The sequence below is a fragment of the Afipia dichlorophenoxyacetatis genome, assembly GCF_055386385.1.
The window spans coordinates 306,716-328,653 of record NZ_AP029250.1 but is presented as its reverse complement, the minus strand read 5'-3'; the positions used below and the strand labels follow the sequence as shown (position 1 = coordinate 328,653).

Below are 21,938 nucleotides of genomic sequence, written 5' to 3'. Positions count from 1 at the left end.
ACCGCATGTTGAGTCTCGCAATCCGTTACGCGGTGCGTGAATTGCGTAGCGGTTTGCGCGGCTTCTACGTTTTCATCGCCTGCATCGCACTCGGCGTCATGGCCATCGCCGGCGTGGGCTCGGTTTCTGGAAGCCTCAGCGAAGGACTTGAACATCAAGGGCGCACGCTGCTTGGCGGCGACCTTTCCTTCGCATTGATCCAACGCGAAGCAACTCGGCAAGAGCGCGACTTCCTTGATGCTCATGGTCAGATCTCATCCGCCGCCTTCTTGCGCGCGATGGCGCGGTCGACCAGCGGTGAATTTGCCCTGATCGATTTGAAAGCCGTCGACAACAGCTATCCGATGCTCGGCGAGCTCTCACTTACGCCGCAGATACCTGTCCATGATTTGCTGGCACAACGTGACGGGGTATTCGGGGCTGGCGCCGATCCGATCTTGCTGGCCCGTCTCGGCTTGAAGATCGGCGATCATGTCACCGTCGGAAGCGCCAACTTCCAGATTCGCAGTACCATTGAAGCTGAGCCCGACAAGCTCGCGTCCGGCGTCGGCCTGGGACCACGCTTCCTCATCAGCGAGGACGCTTTACGCGCAACGGGCCTGTTGCAACCGGGCTCGCTGGTACGCTGGGTGTATCGTGTCCGCCTGCCGGATACCGCAAACACCGAACTTGCGTCGCAAAGGCTCACAGATGAGGCGCAAAAGGCCTTGCCCGAAGCGGGATGGGAGATCCGCAGCCGCAGCAACGCGTCACCGCAACTCGAGCGCAACATTACACGGTTCACGCAATTCCTGACGTTGGTCGGCCTTGCCGCACTTCTGGTGGGCGGTGTCGGCGTCGCCAACGCCGTTAAAAGCCATCTCGACCGCAGGCGCGATGTCGTCGCGACATTCAAAGCGCTTGGCGCGACCGGCCGCGAGGTATTCACGATCTATCTGACACAGGTGATGATCCTCGCGACTGTCGGATCAGTGATCGGACTCGTGATCGGCGCGGCATTGCCATTTGTCATCGTCGGCGTCTTCGGACATATCCTGCCGCTGCCGGTCGATCCGACGTTCCACCCCGGCGAACTTGCACTGTCGTTTGTTTACGGCCTTCTGACGGCGCTCGCTTTCGGACTGTGGCCGCTTGCTCAAGTTCACGATGTGCCGGTGGCCACGTTGTTTCGCGAAAGCGTGACATCGGAATTTCATTGGCCGCGACGGCGTTATCTCGTTTTGATGGCCGGAGTGATCGCGCTTCTGATCACAATTGCAATTGGTCTCGCCTACGACAAACGTGTCGCGACTGTCTTTGTCGTCTCATCGATCGGCGTTTTCATCGTTCTGCGTGCGACCGCATTCGCGTTGATGGCTCTGGCGAGACGCTTGCCGCGCCCGCGCCTGACCATGCTGCGGCTCGCGATCGCGAACATTCATCGGCCGGGTGCCTTAACGCCGTCCGTGGTGATATCGCTCGGACTCGGGCTCGCGGTTTTGGTGACCGTGACCCAGATCGACGGCAATCTTCGGCGGCAGTTTGCCGCGTCTTTGCCGGAGCACGCACCATCCTTCTATTTCATCGACATTCCGTCCGCGCAGGCCGGGAATTTTACGGACTTCCTGAAAGAGAAAGCGCCCAACGCCAACATCGCGTCCGTGCCGATGCTGCGCGGCCGCATCGTGGCAGCCAACGGCGTCAGAGCTGAAGAGATCAAGCCCGGTGTTGATACTGCCTGGGTCCTGCAAAGCGACCGTGGCCTGACCTACGCCACCGAGGTGCCACGTGGTTCAAAGGTCGTCGAGGGAGAGTGGTGGAGCGCCGACTACAGCGGCCCGCCGCTCGTCTCGCTTGAAAAGAAGATCGCCGAAGGGCTTCACCTCAAGGTCGGCGACGACATCACCGTGAACGTGCTGGGCCGCGATATCACGGCCAAGATCAGCAACCTGCGGAACGTGGACTGGCAAAGTCTCGGGATCAATTTCGTCCTGGTCTACTCGCCGAAGGCATTCTCCGGCGCGCCGCATACCGACCTTGCAACTTTGACGGAGCACAACGCCAGTACCGAGAGCGACGCCAAGCTCGTCAAGGCGGTGGCGGCGGCCTTCCCGAATGTCACCAGCGTCCGGGTCCGCGAGGCCCTCGAGTCCGTCGGGAAAGTTGTGACAAATCTCATTCTGGCTATTCGCGGGGCCAGTCTAGTCACCTTGATTTCAGCCCTTCTGGTGCTGGGCGGAGCGCTGGCGGCCGGGCATCGGCATCGCGTCTATGATGCGGTGATCCTGAAGACGCTGGGCGCGACGCGCACACGGTTGTTGGGCGCGTATGCACTCGAATACCTCATCATCGGCCTGGCCACCGCCATCTTCGGGGTAGCCGTTGGATCAATCGCCGCCTGGCAGATTGTGACACGCCTCATGACCTTGAGCTTTGTCTGGCAGGCCGGAAGCGCGGCTATCGTGGTGGTGGCAGCACTCGTCGTGACGGTCGGTCTCGGGCTCGCGGGAACATTACTTGCCCTTAACCAAAAACCCGCGACGGTGCTGCGAAACTTATGACAATATGTAGCAGGCGTGTGCTGGTTTTGCGACATTCAGCCGCGCGCCCAAGCTTGCGTCGTGTGTGTTAATTTCCCACATACTGAGCGGGTTCGGAATTCGGCTTGATGCCATCACGGAATGGTCTATCAATTCGGTCTCCGGGAAGGACTCATAGCTGACGGCGCAGACCCTTCGCGTTCGTCAGTCAACCAAGAGGTTTCGACAATGTCGGACTTGGACCGTAATTATAATTCTCCGTTCGGCCGGGCCGCCGGGCGCGCTGATGCCGCGACCGTGGATGCGGGCCTGCGCTCGTACATGCTCAAGATCTACAACTACATGGCGATCGGCCTGGCCATCACTGGCCTCGCCGCACTCGGCGTCTACATGGGCGCGGTGACGCCTGATGCTGCCGGCGCCGCCGGCAGGATCGGCAACACCTACCTGACGTCATTTGGCGTGGCCATGTTCGTCAGCCCGCTGAAGTGGGTGTTCATCCTTGCGCCGCTCGTCATGGTGTTCGCCATCTCGTTCGGCATCAACCGCCTGCGGCCCGCGACAGCCCAGTTGCTGTTCTGGGTGTTCGCGGCACTGATGGGCATCTCGCTGTCGTCGATCTTCCTTGTCTACACCCACTCCTCGATCGTGCGGGTGTTCTTCATCACGGCGGCTTCGTTCGGTGCGCTGAGCCTCTACGGCTACACCACCAAGCGTGACATGACCGGCATGGGCTCGTTCCTCATGATGGGCCTGTTCGGCATCATCATCGCGAGCCTGGTGAACATATTCCTGGCAAGCTCGATGCTGCAGTTCGTGGTGTCGGTGATCGGCGTGCTGGTATTCGCGGGCCTGACCGCCTGGGATACGCAGCGCCTGAAGAACGACTACATCTACGGCTACGCTGGTCAGGGTGGTGACATTGCAGAGCGTGCGGCGATCACCGGTGCACTCTCGCTCTACCTGAACTTCATCAACCTGTTCACGCTGCTGCTGCAGCTGCTCGGACAGCGCGATTAATCAGGATCGATAGATCTGAGGAAAGCCCCGGCCAAAAGCCGGGGCTTTTGTTTTGCGCGGCGCAAAATTAAGCTGCTCCCCATGTCAAATCCCGCGATCCGGTCCGCCGCTCTGGCGGACATTCCAGCCATCACCAATATCTACGATCACGAAGTCCGCACCGGCACGGCGACCTTCGAATTGACCCCTCCAGACACCACCGAGATGACCCGGCGGTTCAATGCCCTTCAAGAGGGGGGCTTTCCGTACCTCGTGGCAACGATTGAAGGACGGGTGGTGGGCTACGCCTATGCGGGCCCCTATCGCCCCCGCCCGGCCTATCGCTTCACAGTGGAAAATTCCGTCTACCTGGCGCCCTCAAGCCATCGTCGCGGCATCGGAACAGCGTTGATGATCGAGCTGATTGCGCAGTCGGAAGTCCGCGGCTATCGCCAGATGATCGCAGTCATCGGCGACTCCGCGAATGCGGGCTCCGTCGCCCTGCACGCCCGGACCGGATTTCAGATGATCGGAACGCACCCGAATGTCGGATTCAAATTCGGGCGGTGGCTCGATACGGTGATGATGCAACGCGCGCTCGGGGCCGGAGCAACCACCGTTCCGGCGTAAACCCTCAGACCAGAGCGAGCTTGCGATCAATGACCAGCAGCACACGCTCCAGTTCGTGACCACGACGCAGAATTTGTCCGCTGGCCGCGATCACGCTGTAGGCGCCTTGTTTGCGCGCCAGCCGCGGGTCTTTCTCGATGCGATAAATCGGCACTTCCGATGACCGACGGAAAATCGAAAACACTGCCCGGTCCTTGAGGAAATCGATGGCGTAATCACGCCATTCGCCATCGGCAACCATGCGCCCGTAGAGGTTGAGGATACGATTCAGTTCGAGGCGGTTGAAGGTTACGCTCTGGGGCGGGAGCGGCGTGGTGCTGCGCTCCGGCCCCCGAATCTCGCTGGGATCTGTCTCGCCTGGATTCATCGGCGCCTCCTGTCACTTAACCGACATAGTCCCCCGGTCTGGCGGGGCCTGCAAGCTTGAAATGGCGTTCGGGGCAGCCAGTGGAGTGGATTTGATATTCGCTATCCACCGGCTACTGGCTGCTCACGGAACAATCACGGCCAGTTTAGTCGAAATCATAATGCTGCCTGAATTCGGCCAATACGCCGCCGCTCTGGGCTGCGAATAACAAAACACTGCGTTGACCCGGTCCTTTTGGCACCGGATTCCTCAGCCCCCAGCCCCCCGGGGTCGATAGGATCGGGTCGAATTCTTCGCAGTCAGGTAGATCCCCAATCTTTCCGGCCAGCGAAAGCTGGCCTTTTTTGTTGGCTAGCGGCGACCGCTGCACGTCTCGCCCGGGTGCGTGTAAAAGAATTGGCAACGGGGGGATTATCGAAACCACGCCGGCGCCAGCGCGCGGCTGAGAAGTTTCCGATTAGTTAAGGGAGGTAAAAGCTGCGCCGAGCATTGGCCCGGGCTTGTCGCGATTACCGTCCTGAACATAGACGGCGGCCGCATCGACGCCTTCGCGCGCGATATTCTCGATCGGCACGCTCCAGCTATTTGCGCTGCCGTTCCAGTCGCCGACCTTCAGTATGTTCCGTACCACGTTATGGTACGTGATCTGATGTCCGCGGTTTTCACCCTTGGCAATCGTAATGGGAACCGCCTTCGACACAGCGCAGATCCAGACTTCGCCGCTTCGGCCTGCGGTATCCGAGGCCGCGACCGAGACATTGATCTGGCGACCGGACCTCGTCATCGTAACCGGCACCGACATTGTGCCATCAACACCCTTGGTGCTGCTTACTGCTGTCTCGATACCGGCTTTGTCACTGCCGAGAACGTTCGCCGAGCCGTTGACAATAGCCTGCGGCGTATAGACACCGCGATCGCCTCGCACATGCGAATACGCTTTTTGGCGCGCACTGAAACGAGAATCTGCCAGAGTGTCCTTCCAGCCGAGATAATCCCAGTAATCGATCGGCAAGCTCAACGCGATGACAGACGGGTCCTTGCTAAGATCACCAAGAACTTTGTCTGCCGGTGGACACGACGAGCAACCCTGTGACGTGAACAGCTCGACCACCGCACGCGGATCAGCTCCAGCAGGCGTGGCCATGGCAAAAACCATGCAGACCCCGAGCAAATGCGATAGCCGCTGGGCAAGCTTGCCCACCGCTTTCGTTTCTGCGCTGGAGTCTCGATGGTTCACGTCCACTGTCCTCGTTTTAACTCAGTTGCCTTATGAAGAAGGCGGCCCTGTGATAGGCCGCCTTCCCTTAAGCTTCTACTCACGTCGCAGTGAGCCTGTTCACGGTTGCGTTGGCAAGCCCTAGGCTGCCAATTTACGCAGCACGTAATGCAGGATGCCGCCGTTACGGTAGTATTCGAGCTCGTCGAGGGTATCGATACGGCAAAGCAGTGAAACGCGCTTCAGCGAACCGCCAGCGTCGACGATCTCCGCCGTCAGCTTCTGGCGCGGCTTGAGATCGCCCTGAAGGCCGCGGATGGTGACCTTTTCGTCGCCTTTCAGGCCGATCGACTGCCATGACGCTCCGTCCTCGAAAGTCAGCGGCAGCACGCCCATGCCAACGAGATTCGAACGATGGATACGTTCGAAGCTTTGGCTGATCACCGCGCGCACGCCAAGCAGACGAGTGCCCTTTGCCGCCCAGTCGCGGGACGAACCGTTGCCGTATTCCGCACCCGCGAACACCACGAGCGGTACCTGCTCCTCTTGGTACTTCATCGCAGCATCGTAGATCGGCATCTGCTCGCCGTCCGGCCAGTGCTTGGTCAAGCCGCCTTCCGGAATGCTGCCATCGGCAGCCTGAAGCATGTGGTTCTTGATGCGGATGTTGGCGAACGTGCCGCGCATCATCACTTCGTGGTTGCCGCGCCGCGTGCCGTACTGATTGAAGTCGGCCGGACGCACCTGATGCTCGGACAGATACTTGCCCGCGGGCGAAGTCAGCTTGATCGAGCCGGCCGGCGAGATGTGGTCGGTGGTGATCTTGTCGCCGAACATGGCAAGGATACGTGCATCGACGATGTCGGTCGTCGGCTCAGGCTCCATTTTCATGCCTTCGAAGTAAGGCGGATTCTGCACATACGTCGAACTCATGTTCCACTTGTAGGTATCGCTCGTCGTGGTCTTGATCTTGCGCCAGTTGGTATCGCCCTTGAATACGTCAGCGTACTTCTTCTTGAAGATAGTCGAGGTGACGAACTTCTTGATGAAGGCGTTGATTTCCTTCGAGGTCGGCCAGATGTCCTTGAGATACACCGGCTTGCCGTCCTTGCCGGTGCCGATCGGATCGGTGTCGAGATTCTTTGTCACCGTGCCCGCGAGCGCGTGAGCCACCACGAGCGGCGGCGAGGCGAGATAGTTTGCCTGGACGTCCGGCGACACACGGCCTTCGAAGTTGCGGTTACCTGACAGCACTGCAGCAGCGATGATGCCATTGTCGTTGATCGTCTTCGAGATTTCTTCCGGCAGCGGACCCGAGTTGCCGATGCAGGTGGTGCAGCCGAAGCCAACGAGGTTGAAGCCGACCGCATCCAGGTCCTTCTGTAGGCCGGAATTCGCGAGATACTCGGCAACCACCTGGCTGCCGGGAGCCAGTGAAGTTTTCACCCAGGGCTTGGCCTTCAGGCCCTTGGCCGCAGCCTTACGCGCCAGCAGACCGGCGCCGATCAGCACGCTCGGATTCGAAGTGTTGGTGCAGGAGGTGATCGCTGCGATCACCACGTCGCCATGGCCGAGATCGTGTTTACGCCCTTCGACGGCGAAACGCTGGTCGTGATCGGTAGGTTTTTTGTATTCATTGGTGAGGGCGGTTTCGAAGCCGCTCGCCACAGCTTCCAGAGCCACGCGACCTTCCGGACGCTTCGGGCCGGCGAGCGAAGGCTGAACATCCTTCAGGTCCAGCACGAGGGTCTGAGTGAAGACCGGATCCTTAGTGGCCGAGGTGCGGAACAGACCCTGCGCCTTGGAATACTTCTCAACCAGGGCAACACGTGCTGCCGCGCGGCCCGATGTCTTGAGATAATCGAGCGCCGCCTTGTCGACCGGGAAGAAGCCGCAAGTCGCGCCGTATTCCGGCGCCATGTTGCCAATGGTCGCCTTGTCAGCCACCGAGAGATGGTCGAGGCCGGGTCCGTAGAATTCGACGAACTTGCCGACCACGCCAAGCTTGCGCAGCATCTGGGTCACGGTGAGGACGAGGTCAGTCGCGGTGACGCCTTCCTTCAATTGGCCCTTTAGCTTGAAGCCGACCACGTCGGGCAGCAGCATCGAGAGCGGCTGGCCGAGCATTGCAGCTTCAGCCTCGATACCGCCCACGCCCCAACCGAGCACGGCGAGACCGTTGACCATGGTGGTGTGCGAATCGGTGCCGACCAGCGAGTCCGGATAAGCGACTTCGAAAGTACCCGTCTTTTTGCCGACGGTGAGCTTCTCTTTCTTGGTCCAGACGGTCTGGGCCAGATATTCCAGATTGACCTGATGGCAGATGCCGGTGCCGGGCGGCACAACAGAGAAGTTCGAGAACGCCTTCTGGCCCCACTTCAGGAACTCGTAGCGCTCCTGGTTCTGCTTGTATTCCTCGGCGACGTTCTTGCCGAAGGCCTTGTTGTCACCGAAGAAGTTCACGATCACCGAGTGGTCGATCACCAGATCGACCGGAACCAGCGGGTTGATCTTCTCAGCGTCGCCGCCGAGCGCCTTCATCGCGTTGCGCATGGCGGCGAGATCAACCACCGCCGGAACGCCGGTGAAGTCCTGCATCAGCACGCGGGCCGGACGGAATGCGATTTCGTGCTCGAGAGTCTTCTTGCTGGCCCACTTCGAGAAGGCGACGATGTCGGCCTTTTTGACCGTACGGTCATCCTCATTGCGCAGCATGTTCTCGAGCAGAACCTTCATCGAGTAAGGCAGCTTCGAAATACCCTTGAGGCCGTTCTTTTCGGCGGTGGGCAGGCTGTAATAAACGTACGTTTTTGCGCCAACCTTGAGGGTTTTTTGGCATTTGAAGCTGTCGAGCGAGGGCATGTGAGCGATCCCGATTCAGAAGTTGGAGACACCTGGTGAAAGGCATCCAGATACCGTCCGAGGCAGATTGAATGGGGCTGGACCGGGCGGTCTGCAGGGGTTGGTTGTGTGCTGCATCAAGTTCCGGTTTTATAGAATCTTTCCAGTCTGTCCACCACACACGCTATGGATTGTCCGCTCATCTCGTCTGCGTTTGCCCAGACGTCAGCCCTTCTCACCTGAGGTCATTGGTTCCGCACTATGAGACTATCGGGGCGCGGTTTGAGGTGTGAGCGCGGCGGGCGCGAGATCTTCGCCAATTTGGATTTCACGGTGGCTGCCGGCGAGGCGCTTGCCATCGTCGGCCCGAATGGCGCGGGCAAATCCTCTCTGCTGCGGATGATTGCAGGGCTGCTGCAAGTTGCGGATGGCAGCATCGGACTTGAAGGCGGCGAGCAAGAACTCACCGTCGCCGAGCAGGTCCACTATCTCGGCCATCGAGACGCGCTGAAACCGTCGCTCACCGTGCTGGAAAATCTGGATTTCTGGCGGGATTTTCTCGGCGGCGAAACGACCGATTCGCTTGCGAGCCTTGAGGCGGTCGGGCTTGGCCATGCCGCCCACCTACCAGCCGCCTATTTATCCGCCGGCCAGCGCAAGCGGCTATCGATCGCGCGGCTCATCGCCGTCAAACGTCCGATCTGGCTGCTCGATGAACCCACAACGGCCCTCGACACCAGCGGTCAGGCCATGATCGCCGGCGTCATGGCGAATCACCAGCGCAACGGCGGACTGATCGTCGCCGCCACGCATGTTGAACTCGAAGCCACGCGGCAACTCCGGATCGGAGGCGCCACATGACAGCGCTCGTAGCCCTCCTTCGCCGCGACATCCGGATCGCGCTCCGCGCCGGCGGCGGCGCGCTGATCGGCTTGTTGTTCTTCGTGACCGTCGTGGTGGTCATGCCTTTCGCGCTCGGGCCGGATCTGGCGCTATTGAAGCGCATCGGCCCTGCGATCCTCTGGCTCGGCGCCATGCTGGCGAGCCTGTTGACCCTCGACCGCCTGTTTACGGCCGACCAGGACGATGGCTCGCTTGATGTGATCGCCATGAGCCGCACGCCGCTGGAGCTGACATGTGCCGCCAAGGCCATTGCGCATTGGCTCGCCGCCGGCATCCCCCTGATCGTTGCCACGCCCCTGGCTGGAATTTTGCTGAATCTGGACGCGCAGGCGACCTTCGCGGTCATGTTGACACTGCTGGTTGGAACTCCGGCGTTGACCTTTATCGGCATGATCGGGGCCGGGCTTGCGGTCACGCTGCGCCGGGGCGGATTGCTGCTCGCGGTGGTCGTGTTGCCGCTCTCGATTCCCGTCCTGATTTTCGGGGTCGCAGCCTCGAATGCGGCCATCAGCGGTTCAGCGCCATTCGGCACACCGTTTTCGATCCTCTGCGCCCTGTCCCTTGTCAGTTTTGTGGTCGGGCCATTCGCCGCGGCGGCCAGCCTTCGACAAGGGCTGGATTGAGATGTCACATGACGCCGCTATCAACTCTTACGGAAGCGCGCCCGCGGCATCGACGGGATGCATTGCTTGACGGGCTAGTCGCGATTATCAGGAACGCTATGAAGCTGATCGACCTCGCTAATCCGACACGGTTCCTCACTCTGACGGAACGCGTGTTGCCGTGGCTGGCCGGCCTGACGGCAATCCTGCTGGCAATCGGTCTTTATCAATCGGCCCTCGCGCCCGACGATTATCAGCAGGGCGCGACAGTGAAGATCATGTTCATCCACGTCCCGAACGCGTGGCTGTCGATGTTCGTCTGGGGCGTGATGAGTGTCGCCGCGCTCGGCACGCTGGTCTGGCGGCATCCGCTCGCTGACGTCGCAGCGAAAGCCGCTGCTCCCATCGGCGCCGCTTTCACATTTCTTGCGCTGGTGACCGGATCGCTGTGGGGCCGACCGATGTGGGGCACCTATTGGGAATGGGATGCCCGGCTGACTTCGGTGCTGATCCTGTTTCTTATGTATCTCGGTATCATGGCGCTCTGGCGCGCGGTGGAAGACCCTTCACGCGCGGCACGCGCGGCCGCCATCCTGACCCTGGTCGGCGCGATCAACATTCCGATCATCAAGTTCTCGGTCGACTGGTGGAACACGCTGCACCAAGGCGCGTCGGTGATCCGCATGGGCGGCCCGACTATGGATCGCGCATTCCTCATTCCGCTGCTGATCATGGCCGTGGCGTTTTCATTGTTGTTTCTTACACTGCACCTCGCAGCGATGCGCAACGAAGTGCTGAGACGACGGGTGCGGTCGCTGCAGATGATGCAAGCAAGCAAGCAGGGCGCCTGATCTCATGTCGCTCGGTCCTTATGCGCCATTCATCGTCACCTCCTATGGCCTCGTGGCGTTTGTCGTTGTGGCGCTGATCGTCTGGATCGCGTTCGACTTCCGCCAGCAGAAGCAGGCCTTGCGTGATCTCGAAGCCCGCGGCGTGACGCGCCGCTCGACGCAAAGATCAGGCGAATCATCATGAGCACCGACACCCCCTCCACACGTCAGCCGCGACGCTCCTGGCTGGTGGCTTTGCCGCTGGTCGTCTTCGTACTGCTCGCCGGACTGTTCTGGTTCAGGCTCGGCTCAGGCGATCCGTCGCGCATTCCATCCGCGCTGATCGGCCATCCCGCGCCACAGACCAACCTGCCCGCGCTGCAAGGACTGATGGCCGATGGCGTGCAGGTGCAAGGGCTCGATCCGGCTGCCTTCAAAGGGCAGGTCAGCGTCGTCAATGTCTGGGCTTCGTGGTGCGTGCCGTGTCACGACGAAGCGCCGCTTCTGCTGCAACTGGCACAGGATAAGCGCATCAGGGTCATCGGCATCAACTACAAGGATGCCGATGACAATGCCCGCCGCTTTCTCGGCCGCTACGGCAATCCCTTCAGCGCAGTGGGCGTGGATGCCAATGGACGCGCTGCGATCGAATGGGGGGTCTATGGCGTGCCCGAGACGTTCGTGATCGGGCGGGACGGCACCATCGTTTATAAACTGATCGGCCCGATTACGCCGGACAATCTCAACGGCGTGCTGAAGACCGAAATCGGCAAGGCGCTGAACGCGCGTTCCTAAGCGCTGCGCGCCATCAATAATTTCGCCCATTTAGCCTTTGCTGATGTCGCCGCGCTCGATGTCGCTCGCTTCATCTGTTTCGGGCTCAAGGTGATAGCGCTTGATCAGCGGCGTCTGCAGCATCGCGAAAATCACCGTGATCGGAATCACGCCGAACGCTTTGAACGCGACCCAGAAGTCAGTGGTCTGCGTCCGCCAAATGGCCTCATTGAGCACCGCCATGCCTGCGAAAAAGACCATCCAGCGAATGGTCAAAAGCCGCCAGCCGGTCGGCGTCAGATTAAACATCTGATCGAACATAACGGCGATAAAAGACCGGCCGAGCAGCAACCCAGTGCCGAGCGTCGCAGCAAACAGTCCATAGATGATTGTCGGCTTGACCTTAATGAATGTCTCATCGTGCAGCACCAACGTCAGCCCGCCGAACACAAGCACGATCACCGCTGTCACGATCGCCATCAACGGCACATGCCGCGTCACCACATAAGATGCAATGATGGCAGCGACCACCGCAACCATGAATGCGCCAGTGGCGACGAAGAGTCCAAACTTCGCGTTCGCCCCGAAGAAAATCAGCAGGGGACCAAGTTCGGTAGCGAGCTTGAACAGCGGGTGCGGCGCGGATTTTTCCAACTCGGCTATCCTCTAGTTTTCCTGCCCGGCGATGGCGCGGGCGAAATCGCGGGCGGTGAACGGCGCGAGATCATCGACCCCTTCGCCCACACCGATGAAGTGCACAGGGAGTTTGTATTTGGCTGAGAGCGCGACAAGGATGCCGCCGCGCGCAGTGCCGTCGAGCTTGGTCATGACAAGACCTGTAACGCCAGCAGTCCTGTGAAACGCATCGACTTGCGACAACGCGTTCTGGCCGACGGTGGCATCGAGCACCAGCAGCACGGCATGCGGCGCCGACGAATCCACTTTCTTGATGACGCGCACGACCTTTTCCAGCTCGGTCATCAACTCTGTCTTGTTTTGCAGTCGGCCGGCGGTGTCGATCAACAAGACATCACGGTTGTCGGCCTTTGCGGCTTCAAACGCCTCAAATGCAAGACTTGCGGAATCCGATCCTTGCGCGCGCGCAATCACCGGCGACTTCGTCCGCTCACCCCAGATTTTCAACTGCTCAATCGCCGCGGCGCGGAATGTGTCACCCGCAGCCAGCATAACCTTACGGCCTTCGCTCGAGAATTTTGCAGCAAGCTTGCCGATCGTCGTGGTCTTGCCGGAACCGTTGACGCCGACAACGAGAATAACGAACGGCTTCTGGCTCGCATCGATCTCCAGCGGCTTCGCGACCGGCGCCAAAACCTTTTCCACCTCGGCGGCAACGATCGCGGAGACCTCGTCGGCCGATATCGACTTGTCATAGCGTCCCTTGCCGACGGCTTCCGCAATGCGCGCGGCAACATCGGTTCCGAGATCGGCACGCAGCAGGACATCTTCGATGTCCTCGACCATCGCGCCATCGAGCTTCCGCTTGGTGACGAGATCCGCCACCGCACTGCCGATCGAACTCGACGTGCGCTTCAAACCGGCGGACAGGCGCCGCCACCAGCTTTGCTTCGGTTGGTCTTGTGTACTGTCACTCATAGGAAGGGTGTGTTACCCGGTTCGGACATCAAACGAAAGCCGCCTGCAAAAATGGATACGCCGCAACCGACACCAGACGAAATTCTGGCCCGCGTGCTTCACCGCGACGGGCTGATGCTGGTGATCGACAAACCGGCGGGTATTCCGGTGCATCGCGGCCCCAAAGGTGGCGCGAATCTGGAAGCCTCGTTCGACGCCCTGCGCTTCGGCCTGCCGCGCCCGCCGGTTCTCGTGCATCGGCTCGATCGCGACACCTCGGGTTGTCTCGTCCTGGGACGCCACCGCAAGGCGACCGCTTCGCTCAATCTCCTGTTCAAGCACAGCAAGGTTTCCAAGACGTATTGGGCCGTTGTGGAAGGAGGACCTGCCACAGACGAGGGCGAAATCGATATTGCGCTCGGCCGGCTCAATGAAGAACGAGGATGGTGGCAAAAACCCGATCCGAACGGGTTTCCGTCCCTGACCAAATGGAAAGTTCTCGGGCGCGGCAACGGCATGACCTGGCTCGCCATGGAGCCGATTACCGGACGGACACACCAATTGCGCGTGCACTCTGCCGCCAGCGGCTGGCCGATTGTTGGCGACAACATTTACGGCAATGGTCCGCGTTTCGGTGAACCCACCTTGCATCTTCACGCGCGCGAAATCGTGATTCCGCTTTCGAAGAACAAACCGCCCGTGCGAGTGGTCGCCCCCGCACCAGCGCATCTTCACGAGCGGCTGCGCGCTTGCGGATGGACGGGCGATCAGATTCTCACACAGGAAACAGCCAACTCAGCCGAATAACCGCGCGCCATCGTGGCCGGCTATTTTCAAGGTTTGGATCGATCCCGGCACGAAGCCTTCGATGGCAACCGGTACGAAGTGTTCGGTGCGGCCCTGAGTTCCGCTTTCGATCAGCACCTGCCGCGTACTTCCAACTTCTGCATCGAGCCTGCGGCGCAACGCCGCTTCGCCGGTCGCCCGCAAGCGCTTCGCACGGTCCTTGATCGTGCGCCCGTCAACCTGGGGCATGCGAGCCGCCGGTGTGCCGGGACGCGGCGAATAGGGAAACACGTGCAGGAACGTCAGATCGCATTCCTCGACAAGGGTCTGCGAGCGCGTGAACATCTCTTCGGTCTCGGTTGGGAAGCCCGCGATGATGTCAGCGCCAAACGCAATGCCGGGCCGCAGCCGGCGCACCTGTTTGCAAAACTCGACTGCATCCGCGCGCGAATGACGCCGCTTCATGCGCTTCAGGACAAGATCATCGCCGGCCTGAAGGGACAGATGCAAATGCGGCATGAGTCGCTCATCACTGGCGATGACATCCAGAAGGTCACGATCGACCTCGATGGAATCGATCGAGGAGATGCGCAGCCTCTTCAAATGGGGAATATGCTTGAGAATCTGCTTCGTCAGCGTCCCAAGCTTGGGTGCGCCCGGCAAGTCCGCACCATAACTCGTCAGATCAACGCCGGTCAGGACGATCTCGGCATGCCCCGCGTCAACGAGGGTACGGATCTGATCGACCACAACACCCATAGCCAGGGAGCGCGAATTACCGCGGCCATAAGGGATGATGCAGAATGTGCATCGATGATCGCAGCCGTTCTGGACCTGCACGAATACACGTGGAAGGCTGGCGTGGAATCCTTCAACCAGATGCGGCGCCATCTCGGTGACCGCCATGATGTCGGCCACCGCGATCTTCCGATCCGCCGGCATATCAAGCATTGACGCATCAAACACCACGCGCGTCGCACGCCAGGCTTCGCTGCGCATCTTTTCGTCATTGCCGAGCACGCGATCGACTTCGCTCATCTCGGCAAACATCTGCGCCTGGGTTTGCGCAGCACACCCGGTGACGATGATCCGTACATCCGGCTGTTCGCGGCGGAGCTTACGGATGGTCTGGCGTGCCTGCGCGACAGCCTCGTTGGTGACGGCACAGGTGTTGATGACAACAGCGTCGCCGATGCCGGCTCCCTCGGCCTCACGCTTGATCACCTCCGATTCGAAGGCATTCAAACGACAACCGAATGTGACGACATCGACCGCCATCTCAGGCGACGCTGGCGAACAGCGCCGGATCGAAACGCCCCTCGAACTCAAATGCCGCAGGGCCGGTCATCAGCACGTGGTCATCCTTCTCGCGCCATTCAATTGTGAGTTCACCACCCGGTAAAGTCATATGCACTGTCCGCTCCGTGCGGCGCAGACGCGCGGCGGCCACAGCTGTGGCACATGCCGCCGAGCCACAGGCCTTGGTGAGGCCGGCACCGCGTTCCCACGTGCGCATGACGATGTGTTCGCGATCGACAATCTGCGCGAGCGTGATGTTGGCGCGATCGGGAAAGATCGGGTGGTTCTCAAGCAACGGCCCGAAGCGCTCAAGATCATGGGCGTTGACGTCGTCCACCCAAAAGATCGCATGCGGATTGCCCATGCTGACCACGGATGGCGTGTGCAGCACCGGCGCGTCGATGGGGCCGATCTGCAACTCGATGGAGCGCGTGTCGCGGAATTCCTCCGCCAGTGGAATATCCTGCCAGCCGAACTTCGGCGGTCCCATGTCCACGGTGTAAAGCCCGGACGACGGGCCCTGCCAGCAATTCAGTACGCCGGCCCGCGTCTCGAATGTCAGCGCGTCCTTGCCCGTTTCAGCGAACACCTGCCGCGCCACACAGCGCATGCCATTGCCGCAGGCGGAGGCTTCCGAGCCGTCATTGTTGTAGATTCGAATGAAGGCGCTGGTGCCCTGCGTCCGCGGGGCGTGCAACACCATCAATTGATCGTAAGGGACACCCGCGGGCGACGCGATTGCGCGAGCTTCCTCAGGCTTAATTTTGACAGCCGAATCACGCAGATCGACGACGACGATCTCATTACCGATACCGTTCATCTTAGCGAAGCTGTGATTGGCGAGGTCGCTCATGGTGATGTCCTATGCCCGGTGTATTAGGTCGCAAGTCGCTCAAGACCATGCAAAACGAAGCAAATGTCCGGTCGGGCACCGGTGTATATGGCGAATGCCGATGGAATTGGCCAGAGGCGTGAAGTCAGACTATGGCCCCACTTTGCCCGCATGCCTGTCGGAAGCGAAGTGGTTCGTGGTAATATCTACGCACCTGATTTCGACCAATAGTTATGTTTTTGCGCCAATGGAGACCGCCACATGAACAATACCCGCGTTTTGATCCTGGTGGTCATGGCGGCCGTCGTGGCAGCAGCAGTATGGTCCGATCTTCCGGGTAGCCTCCTCGCGCAGTCACCACCCGCACCGGCCAATCCGCCGGTGACAACCACACCGGCGCAAACGACGGCGCCTCCAGCCGCACCTGCTCCGGCTCAAACACCGCCACCGCCACCAGCTGCGACACCTGCCGTCCCGGCCACCCCACCCGCGCCCACAGCCGAGACACCGGCTCCGATCGCTCCGCCTGCAACGGCTCAGACGCCTGCAACCCCGCCGGCTGCGCCGCCCCCTGCAGCGGAGGCACCATCGGCGACCCCGCCGACCGTAAAGTCCGCCGATCCTTTCGGCGAAGAGCAAACCCTGACTGCAAAGAAGGTGCTGATACTGAAGGGCGCAGCCACCTGGGATTCGGCGTTCGAGACAATCGTCAGCTCGCTGAAAACGCTTTCGGCATTTTTGGACAAGCAGAACATCAAGCCTGCCGGCTCTGTCGTGATCGTCTATACGTCAACCGACGACAACGGCTTCACTTATCAGGCTGAAATTCCGGTCGATCAGGATCCGAAAAACCTCGCCAAGGGGATGAGCATCGGCACATCACCGGAGGGCCCGACGCTGAAGTTCGTCCATCGCGGATCGTATGACAACATGGACAACACCTACGAAGCGATTACCAATTATCTCGACGAGAAGAAGCTCGAGGCCAAAGATACGTTCATCGAGGAATATGTGACCGACCCGTTGAACACGACGGAGGACAAACTCGTCATCAACGTGTTCGTGCCGCTTAAATGAACATCTGGAGTCCCATAATGCGCGCCCGTTCCGCCATTGTCGCTATCGCTTTCGCCTGCACGGCCTCGTCAGCGTTCGGACAAAACTCGCCGCCAACCATTACGGTCAATGGCGAAGCGACCATTTCGGTGCCGCCGGATATCGCGCAGATCGACAGCGGTGTGACGACCGAAGCCAAGACCGCCCGCGAAGCCAGCGACGCCAACAACAAGGCAATGGGCGTTGTGTTGCTGGCATTGAAAAACGCAGGCCTTGCAGAAAAAGACATCCAGACGTCTCGCCTGTCATTGTCGCCGCAGAGTGCTGCGAGCCGCAATGCCAACGCGCCGTTTCAGATCGTCGGTTACCGCGCCAGCAATCGCGTGACGGTAACGATTCGCGACATCACCAAGGTGGCTGAAACCATCGACGTGCTGGTGGGAGCCGGCGCCAACGAGATCAGCGGCATCAGTTTCATGGTCTCGAAAGCCTCGAAACTACTCGATGAAGCACGCAGCGAAGCAATCGGTGACGCGCGTCGCAAGGCCGAAATCTATGCGCGCGCCGCTGACGTCACGATTGGCGCACCTCTGAGCATATCGGAAGAAAGCACGCCCGGCCCCATTCCCTACCGCAAGATGGCGGCTGGGGTTGCAGCTGGAGCTCCTGTGGCGCAAGGCGAGGAAACACTGCGCGTGACCATCAGCGTGTCGTACGAGCTGAAGCCGAAGTAAGGCTCATCTAAATCTCGAAAACCTGACCCGGCTTCAGCGCGACGAATTTGTCGCGTGGTACGTTGGCCGCATCGAGCGCAATCGCAAGATCCTTCACGGGAGCATCGATCGCCTCGTCGGTGAGTTGAAACGTGCCGTGATGATGCGCCAGCGCTAACTCCGCTCCGCAGTCGCCCAACGCCTTCACCGCATCTTCCGGATTCATGTGCTGGTCACGCATGAACCAGCGCGGCTCATAAGCGCCGATCGGCAGGAGTGCGGCACGCAGCGGGCCATGCGCCTTGCGCACCCGGCGAAAATGTTTGCCGTCGCCGTATCCTGAATCGCCGACGGCGTAGATTTTACCTGCCGGCGTCTCCAGCACGAAGCTTGCCCACAACGCCTTGTTGCGATCGAACAATCCGCGCGCGGTCCAGTGCCGCGTTGATACCAGCGTCACTGCGACGCCGTTTCCGAGCTCGATCCGATCATTCCAATCGAACCCCTCAGCCCGGATCGCGCTGTCGTACGATTTCATCGTGACATCGTTGCCGAGCGGGGTGATGACGCGCGGCGAAAATTTCGCCGCCAGCTTCGACAGCGTCGCGATGTCGAGATGATCGTAGTGCCCATGCGAAACGAGCACCGCATCGATGGCGGGCAGCTTGTCGAACGGAATGCCCGGCTCGTTGACGCGCTTCGGTCCCGCAAAACTGACCGGCGAACAGCGTTCCGACCAGACCGGATCGATCAACACGTTGAGCCCTGCCATCTGGATCAGCCAGCTCGCATGACCGACATAGGAAAAGCGCACTTTGTTGCCCGTGACCTGGGGAGGAGGCACGTCTGAGTGCCCGCTCGGCGCCTTTTCGGGCCATTTGGCGGACTTTTTGGTGAGCTGCCAGCGCAGCACCTCCCAGAACTCCCTCGGAGGCGCGCCGTCGGGGTCAAAAAAGTGAGTTCCGTCAAAGTGATCCGAGGGAGGGCCGGCATAGGTTTTCATGCGGGAAATCCAGACAGAGGGTAGCCCCACGGCAACAGCGGCACCGGCAAGCAGACCAAAAACACGACGGCGGGTAATTTTCATGGGCCCCTAGTGCGGCGGCTCTGACGTTCCTTTCAGTTTTGCTGCGCACTCTTGAAGGAACGTCAGAGCCAAAAGCCACACTAAAGTTTTGTATTTGCTAGTGTTCCTTTGGTTCTGACATTCGTAAAGTGCCTGCTGCGAGGTGATACGAATGTCAGAACCGGAACACTAGGCCCCGAGTGGTGGGTAGGGCCACAGTTAGGGTTCCCACGGCCCTCCCGCAACTCAGCGCCCAAACCTGCTTTTTCGGACTTTTCTTGACTTTTGGGCCTCCGGAGGCTTTAACCGCCGCAATTCTCGGAAAGAATTTCTTTTCGACCCGCCGACCGGTGCTGGACGCCGGAGGCCAACGCCCGACAGCGCTGTGCGCCCTCGGGCGTAAATGTGTTTGGAAATTCTGCTCCATCCCGGAGCTGAAGAACAGGATACGGCGCAGCGATGTTCGACAATCTGTCGGAAAAGCTTGGCGGAATTCTTGATCGGCTGACCCGGCGCGGTGCGCTGACGGAAGCCGATGTCGACGCCGCTATGCGCGAGGTCCGCCGCGCGCTGCTTGAGGCGGACGTGGCGCTCGAGGTCGTGCGCTCGTTCACCGACAAGGTCCGCGAGCAGGCCATCGGCGCGACCGTCGTCAAGTCGGTGACCCCGGGCCAGATGGTCGTGAAGATCGTCCACGATCAGCTCGTGGACACGCTCGGCTCCGACGGCCAGCAGATCGATCTCAACGCCCCCGCACCGATCGCAATCATGATGGTCGGTCTGCAAGGCTCCGGTAAGACCACCACCACTGCAAAGCTCGCGCGCCGGCTCACCCAGCGCGACAAGAAAAAAGTTCTGATGGCGTCGCTCGACGTCTATCGCCCTGCCGCGCAGGAACAGCTCGCAGTCCTTGGCCGCGATCTTGAAATCGACACGCTGCCTGTTGTCGCGGGCCAGATGCCGACCCAGATCGCGCAACGCGCGCTGCAGGCTGGTAAACTGGGCGGCTATGACGTTGTGCTGCTGGATACTGCCGGCCGCACCACGCTCGACGAAGAGATGATGACCGAAGCGGCGCAGGTCAAAGCAGCCGCCAACCCGCATGAAATTCTGCTCGTCGCGGACTCGCTGACCGGTCAGGACGCAGTGAATCTCGCCCGCGCATTCGACGCGCGCGTCAATCTCACCGGCATCGTGCTGACCCGCGTCGATGGTGACGGACGCGGCGGCGCTGCATTGTCGATGCGCGCTGTCACCGGCAAACCGATCAAGCTGATCGGTACCGGTGAAAAGACCGACGCTCTCGAAGATTTCCATCCTTCACGCATCGCCGGTCGCATTCTCGGCATGGGCGACGTGGTCTCTCTCGTCGAAAAAGCGGCTGCGCACATCGATGCCGAGAAAGCCGCGCGCGTCGCCGAGAAAATGCGCAAGGGCAAATTCGATCTTTCGGATTTGCGCGACCAGCTGACGCAGATGCAGAACATGGGCGGCATTGGCGGCCTGATGGGCATGATGCCCGGCATCGCCAAGATGAAGAACCAGCTTGCGGCAGCGAATCTCGACGAGAAGGTCGTGAAGCGTCAAATCGCTGTGATCGATTCGATGACGCGCGATGAGCGCCGCAATCCCGACATCCTCAAGGCCAGCCGTAAAAAGCGCATCGCTGCCGGCGCCGGCCTCAAAGTCGAGGAAGTCAACAAGCTGCTCAAGATGCACCGGAATATGGCCGACATGATGAAGGCCATGGGACAGGGCAAGCGCGGTCCGCTCGCGGGCATGGCGCAGATGATGGGCTTTGGCGGCGGCGGTATGCCATCGGCCGAAGCGATGAAACAACTTGCAGAGAAGATGCCCGGCGGCATTCCGCAGGGCGCACCTTCGCTGCCGAAAGATTTTCCCGGTCTTCCAGGACTTGGGAAACCCACATTGCCTGGCCTCGGCGGATTCCCGGGCCTCGGCAAGAAGAAATAACCAGTAATTTTCAGAACAAACGAACACACCAACGGAGAAGAGAATGTCAGTTGTGATCCGCCTCGCTCGCGCAGGCACCAAGAAGCGCCCTGTGTACCATGTCGTCGTTGCCGACTCGCGCTTTCCGCGTGACGGCCGCTTCATCGAGCGTCTCGGCCACTTCAACCCGCTGCTGCCGAAGGACAGCGAGCTGCGTCTGAAGCTCGACATGGAGAAGGTCAAGGCCTGGATGGCCAAGGGTGCGCAGCCGTCAGACCGCGTGATGCGTTTCCTCGATGCCGCCGGCGTTGCCAAGCGCACCGCGCGCAACAACCCGGAAAAGGCTGTGCCGCGCAAGGAGCGCAAGGCGAACGCCGAAGCTGCGGCCAAGGGCTAATCGCGTACTCGCGTGACAAAAGCGGCGCTGATCTGCGTTGCAAAAATCGGCGCTGCGCACGGTGTGCGCGGCGAGGTGAAGTTGTGGCCGTTTACCGAAGACCCTATGGCGGTCGTCGACTACGGCCCGCTTTCGACCAAGGATGGCGCGCGTCAATTTGAAGTGGTGCGCGCCCGTGTGGCCAAGGATCATCTCGTGGCAACGCTCAAGGGCGTGACGACTCGCGACGACGCAGAACGGATCAACGGCATCGAACTCTACATTCCCCGTGACCGGCTGCCCGAGACCGATGAAGGCGAGTACTATCACGCTGATCTGATCGGGCTGCGGGCAATCGATACGAAGGGTGACGAGATCGGCAAGGTGCTTGCCATCCATAATTTCGGCGCCGGCGACATCATCGAAATCGCCCCCGCGCAGGGCCCCACCCTCCTGCTACCTTTCAATAACACCGTTGTGCCCACGGTCGACCTTGCAAACGGCCATGTCGTGGTCGAGCTTCCGCATGAAATCGAAGGCGACAGTCCGCAGGACGCCTGAGCTAAAGACGCTGGAGCCCTGA

General features: G+C 60.5%; 22 protein-coding genes. 14 read left to right on the top strand and 8 right to left on the bottom strand.

All coding sequences use genetic code 11. From position 1 onward, the window contains the following. The first annotated feature begins 5 nt into the window (after positions 1 to 5). The 3 genes from ACZ5C3_RS01590 (at position 6) to ACZ5C3_RS01580 (ending at position 4,148) form a co-directional block, all read left to right on the top strand. Positions 6 to 2,540 carry an ABC transporter permease gene (locus ACZ5C3_RS01590; RefSeq protein ID WP_464034740.1) on the top strand — a complete coding sequence of 845 codons (2,535 nt, stop codon included), beginning with the start codon at positions 6 to 8 and terminating at the stop codon, positions 2,538 to 2,540. A 207-nt stretch (positions 2,541 to 2,747) separates the two neighbouring features. Further along, complete coding sequence (locus ACZ5C3_RS01585) at positions 2,748 to 3,539, top strand: Bax inhibitor-1/YccA family protein (RefSeq protein WP_464034739.1); 792 nt, start codon at positions 2,748 to 2,750, stop codon at positions 3,537 to 3,539. 81 nt (positions 3,540 to 3,620) lie between these two features. Beyond that, positions 3,621 to 4,148, top strand: coding sequence for an N-acetyltransferase family protein (locus ACZ5C3_RS01580; protein WP_464034737.1), 528 nt, complete (start codon positions 3,621 to 3,623; stop codon positions 4,146 to 4,148). 4 nt (positions 4,149 to 4,152) lie between these two features. On the opposite strand, the gene ACZ5C3_RS01575 is transcribed toward ACZ5C3_RS01580, so the two are convergent. The 3 genes from ACZ5C3_RS01575 to acnA form a co-directional block, all read right to left on the bottom strand. Further along, the gene (locus ACZ5C3_RS01575; protein WP_464034736.1) at positions 4,153 to 4,515 is read right to left on the bottom strand and encodes a DUF2794 domain-containing protein; all 363 of its coding nucleotides are present in this window, start codon (positions 4,513 to 4,515) and stop codon (positions 4,153 to 4,155) included. A gap of 457 nt (positions 4,516 to 4,972) precedes the next feature. Further along, a complete protein-coding gene (locus ACZ5C3_RS01570) occupies positions 4,973 to 5,671 on the bottom strand; it encodes a DUF1223 domain-containing protein (protein WP_464038470.1) in 699 nt (232 codons plus the stop codon). 201 nt (positions 5,672 to 5,872) lie between these two features. Then, positions 5,873 to 8,593, bottom strand: coding sequence for an aconitate hydratase AcnA (gene acnA, locus ACZ5C3_RS01565; RefSeq protein ID WP_464044460.1), 2,721 nt, complete (start codon positions 8,591 to 8,593; stop codon positions 5,873 to 5,875). Between the two features lie 240 nt (positions 8,594 to 8,833). Here acnA and ccmA point away from each other — a divergent pair, with 240 nt between their 5' ends. The 5 genes from ccmA to ACZ5C3_RS01540 all read left to right on the top strand — a co-directional run bounded on the left by ccmA (position 8,834) and on the right by ACZ5C3_RS01540 (position 11,702). Continuing rightward, positions 8,834 to 9,433 carry a heme ABC exporter ATP-binding protein CcmA gene (gene ccmA / locus ACZ5C3_RS01560; protein ID WP_464044459.1) on the top strand — a complete coding sequence of 200 codons (600 nt, stop codon included), beginning with the start codon at positions 8,834 to 8,836 and terminating at the stop codon, positions 9,431 to 9,433. Further along, entirely contained in the window at positions 9,430 to 10,098 is a 669-nt protein-coding gene (ccmB, locus tag ACZ5C3_RS01555) for a heme exporter protein CcmB (protein ID WP_464034732.1), read from the top strand. Before ccmA ends, ccmB begins: the two co-directional genes overlap by 4 nt. Before the next feature lie 98 nt (positions 10,099 to 10,196). Continuing rightward, entirely contained in the window at positions 10,197 to 10,928 is a 732-nt protein-coding gene (locus ACZ5C3_RS01550; protein WP_464034731.1) for a heme ABC transporter permease, read from the top strand. A gap of 4 nt (positions 10,929 to 10,932) precedes the next feature. Continuing rightward, complete coding sequence (gene ccmD / locus ACZ5C3_RS01545; protein WP_464044458.1) at positions 10,933 to 11,112, top strand: heme exporter protein CcmD; 180 nt, start codon at positions 10,933 to 10,935, stop codon at positions 11,110 to 11,112. Next, a complete protein-coding gene (locus tag ACZ5C3_RS01540) occupies positions 11,109 to 11,702 on the top strand; it encodes a DsbE family thiol:disulfide interchange protein (RefSeq protein WP_464038469.1) in 594 nt (197 codons plus the stop codon). Before ccmD ends, ACZ5C3_RS01540 begins: the two co-directional genes overlap by 4 nt. Before the next feature lie 30 nt (positions 11,703 to 11,732). Here the strand turns inward: ACZ5C3_RS01540 and ACZ5C3_RS01535 are convergent, their stop codons facing one another. Both ACZ5C3_RS01535 and ftsY read right to left on the bottom strand, forming a co-directional pair. Continuing rightward, the gene (locus ACZ5C3_RS01535; RefSeq protein WP_464034729.1) at positions 11,733 to 12,335 is read right to left on the bottom strand and encodes a septation protein A; all 603 of its coding nucleotides are present in this window, start codon (positions 12,333 to 12,335) and stop codon (positions 11,733 to 11,735) included. Positions 12,336 to 12,347: 12 nt separating this feature from the next. Next, on the bottom strand, positions 12,348 to 13,295 hold the full coding sequence (ftsY, locus tag ACZ5C3_RS01530; protein WP_464034728.1) for a signal recognition particle-docking protein FtsY: 948 nt from the start codon (positions 13,293 to 13,295) through the stop codon (positions 12,348 to 12,350). 51 nt (positions 13,296 to 13,346) lie between these two features. On the opposite strand from ftsY, the gene ACZ5C3_RS01525 reads away from it, so the two are divergent. Beyond that, complete coding sequence (locus ACZ5C3_RS01525) at positions 13,347 to 14,081, top strand: RluA family pseudouridine synthase (RefSeq protein WP_464044457.1); 735 nt, start codon at positions 13,347 to 13,349, stop codon at positions 14,079 to 14,081. Here the strand turns inward: ACZ5C3_RS01525 and mtaB are convergent. Continuing rightward, a complete protein-coding gene (mtaB, locus tag ACZ5C3_RS01520; protein ID WP_464034726.1) occupies positions 14,070 to 15,338 on the bottom strand; it encodes a tRNA (N(6)-L-threonylcarbamoyladenosine(37)-C(2))-methylthiotransferase MtaB in 1,269 nt (422 codons plus the stop codon). The two genes, ACZ5C3_RS01525 and mtaB, sit on opposite strands and share 12 nt — an antisense overlap. Before the next feature lies 1 nt (position 15,339). Beyond that, positions 15,340 to 16,212, bottom strand: a complete 873-nt coding sequence (gene dapF, locus ACZ5C3_RS01515) for a diaminopimelate epimerase (protein WP_464044456.1) — start codon at positions 16,210 to 16,212, stop codon at positions 15,340 to 15,342. A 240-nt stretch (positions 16,213 to 16,452) separates the two neighbouring features. Here dapF and ACZ5C3_RS01510 point away from each other — a divergent pair, with 240 nt between their 5' ends. Together ACZ5C3_RS01510 and ACZ5C3_RS01505 are read left to right on the top strand one after the other, a co-directional pair. After that, the gene (locus tag ACZ5C3_RS01510) at positions 16,453 to 17,268 is read left to right on the top strand and encodes a GyrI-like domain-containing protein (RefSeq protein WP_464044455.1); all 816 of its coding nucleotides are present in this window, start codon (positions 16,453 to 16,455) and stop codon (positions 17,266 to 17,268) included. 17 nt (positions 17,269 to 17,285) lie between these two features. Then, positions 17,286 to 17,981, top strand: coding sequence for an SIMPL domain-containing protein (locus ACZ5C3_RS01505; protein WP_464034725.1), 696 nt, complete (start codon positions 17,286 to 17,288; stop codon positions 17,979 to 17,981). A 7-nt stretch (positions 17,982 to 17,988) separates the two neighbouring features. Here ACZ5C3_RS01505 and ACZ5C3_RS01500 read toward each other — a convergent pair whose 3' ends face one another. Then, positions 17,989 to 19,047: an MBL fold metallo-hydrolase gene (locus tag ACZ5C3_RS01500; RefSeq protein ID WP_464034723.1), complete on the bottom strand. Its 1,059-nt coding sequence runs from the start codon at positions 19,045 to 19,047 to the stop codon at positions 17,989 to 17,991. Between the two features lie 438 nt (positions 19,048 to 19,485). Here ACZ5C3_RS01500 and ffh point away from each other — a divergent pair, with 438 nt between their 5' ends. From ffh to rimM, 3 genes are read left to right on the top strand one after another with little or no spacing between them, the layout of a single operon-like run. After that, entirely contained in the window at positions 19,486 to 21,000 is a 1,515-nt protein-coding gene (gene ffh, locus ACZ5C3_RS01495) for a signal recognition particle protein (RefSeq protein ID WP_464034721.1), read from the top strand. Positions 21,001 to 21,043: 43 nt separating this feature from the next. Further along, positions 21,044 to 21,376, top strand: coding sequence for a 30S ribosomal protein S16 (rpsP, locus tag ACZ5C3_RS01490; RefSeq protein WP_464044454.1), 333 nt, complete (start codon positions 21,044 to 21,046; stop codon positions 21,374 to 21,376). 12 nt (positions 21,377 to 21,388) lie between these two features. Next, on the top strand, positions 21,389 to 21,916 hold the full coding sequence (rimM, locus tag ACZ5C3_RS01485) for a ribosome maturation factor RimM (protein WP_464034720.1): 528 nt from the start codon (positions 21,389 to 21,391) through the stop codon (positions 21,914 to 21,916). Positions 21,917 to 21,938: the final 22 nt, after the last annotated feature.

What these genes read in the sequence shown, in the direction of transcription:
- ACZ5C3_RS01590 (WP_464034740.1), top strand. Translation starts at nt 6, where the DNA reads ATGTTGAGTCTCGCAATCCGTTACGCGGTGCGTGAATTGCGTAGCGGT.
- ACZ5C3_RS01585 (WP_464034739.1), top strand. Translation starts at nt 2,748, where the DNA reads ATGTCGGACTTGGACCGTAATTATAATTCTCCGTTCGGCCGGGCCGCC.
- ACZ5C3_RS01580 (WP_464034737.1), top strand. Translation starts at nt 3,621, where the DNA reads ATGTCAAATCCCGCGATCCGGTCCGCCGCTCTGGCGGACATTCCAGCC.
- ACZ5C3_RS01575 (WP_464034736.1), bottom strand. Translation starts at nt 4,515, where the DNA reads ATGAATCCAGGCGAGACAGATCCCAGCGAGATTCGGGGGCCGGAGCGC.
- ACZ5C3_RS01570 (WP_464038470.1), bottom strand. Translation starts at nt 5,671, where the DNA reads ATGGTTTTTGCCATGGCCACGCCTGCTGGAGCTGATCCGCGTGCGGTG.
- acnA (WP_464044460.1), bottom strand. Translation starts at nt 8,593, where the DNA reads ATGCCCTCGCTCGACAGCTTCAAATGCCAAAAAACCCTCAAGGTTGGC.
- ccmA (WP_464044459.1), top strand. Translation starts at nt 8,834, where the DNA reads ATGAGACTATCGGGGCGCGGTTTGAGGTGTGAGCGCGGCGGGCGCGAG.
- ccmB (WP_464034732.1), top strand. Translation starts at nt 9,430, where the DNA reads ATGACAGCGCTCGTAGCCCTCCTTCGCCGCGACATCCGGATCGCGCTC.
- ACZ5C3_RS01550 (WP_464034731.1), top strand. Translation starts at nt 10,197, where the DNA reads ATGAAGCTGATCGACCTCGCTAATCCGACACGGTTCCTCACTCTGACG.
- ccmD (WP_464044458.1), top strand. Translation starts at nt 10,933, where the DNA reads ATGTCGCTCGGTCCTTATGCGCCATTCATCGTCACCTCCTATGGCCTC.
- ACZ5C3_RS01540 (WP_464038469.1), top strand. Translation starts at nt 11,109, where the DNA reads ATGAGCACCGACACCCCCTCCACACGTCAGCCGCGACGCTCCTGGCTG.
- ftsY (WP_464034728.1), bottom strand. Translation starts at nt 13,295, where the DNA reads ATGAGTGACAGTACACAAGACCAACCGAAGCAAAGCTGGTGGCGGCGC.
- ACZ5C3_RS01525 (WP_464044457.1), top strand. Translation starts at nt 13,347, where the DNA reads ATGGATACGCCGCAACCGACACCAGACGAAATTCTGGCCCGCGTGCTT.
- mtaB (WP_464034726.1), bottom strand. Translation starts at nt 15,338, where the DNA reads ATGGCGGTCGATGTCGTCACATTCGGTTGTCGTTTGAATGCCTTCGAA.
- dapF (WP_464044456.1), bottom strand. Translation starts at nt 16,212, where the DNA reads ATGAGCGACCTCGCCAATCACAGCTTCGCTAAGATGAACGGTATCGGT.
- ACZ5C3_RS01510 (WP_464044455.1), top strand. Translation starts at nt 16,453, where the DNA reads ATGAACAATACCCGCGTTTTGATCCTGGTGGTCATGGCGGCCGTCGTG.
- ACZ5C3_RS01505 (WP_464034725.1), top strand. Translation starts at nt 17,286, where the DNA reads ATGCGCGCCCGTTCCGCCATTGTCGCTATCGCTTTCGCCTGCACGGCC.
- ACZ5C3_RS01500 (WP_464034723.1), bottom strand. Translation starts at nt 19,047, where the DNA reads ATGAAAATTACCCGCCGTCGTGTTTTTGGTCTGCTTGCCGGTGCCGCT.
- ffh (WP_464034721.1), top strand. Translation starts at nt 19,486, where the DNA reads ATGTTCGACAATCTGTCGGAAAAGCTTGGCGGAATTCTTGATCGGCTG.
- rpsP (WP_464044454.1), top strand. Translation starts at nt 21,044, where the DNA reads ATGTCAGTTGTGATCCGCCTCGCTCGCGCAGGCACCAAGAAGCGCCCT.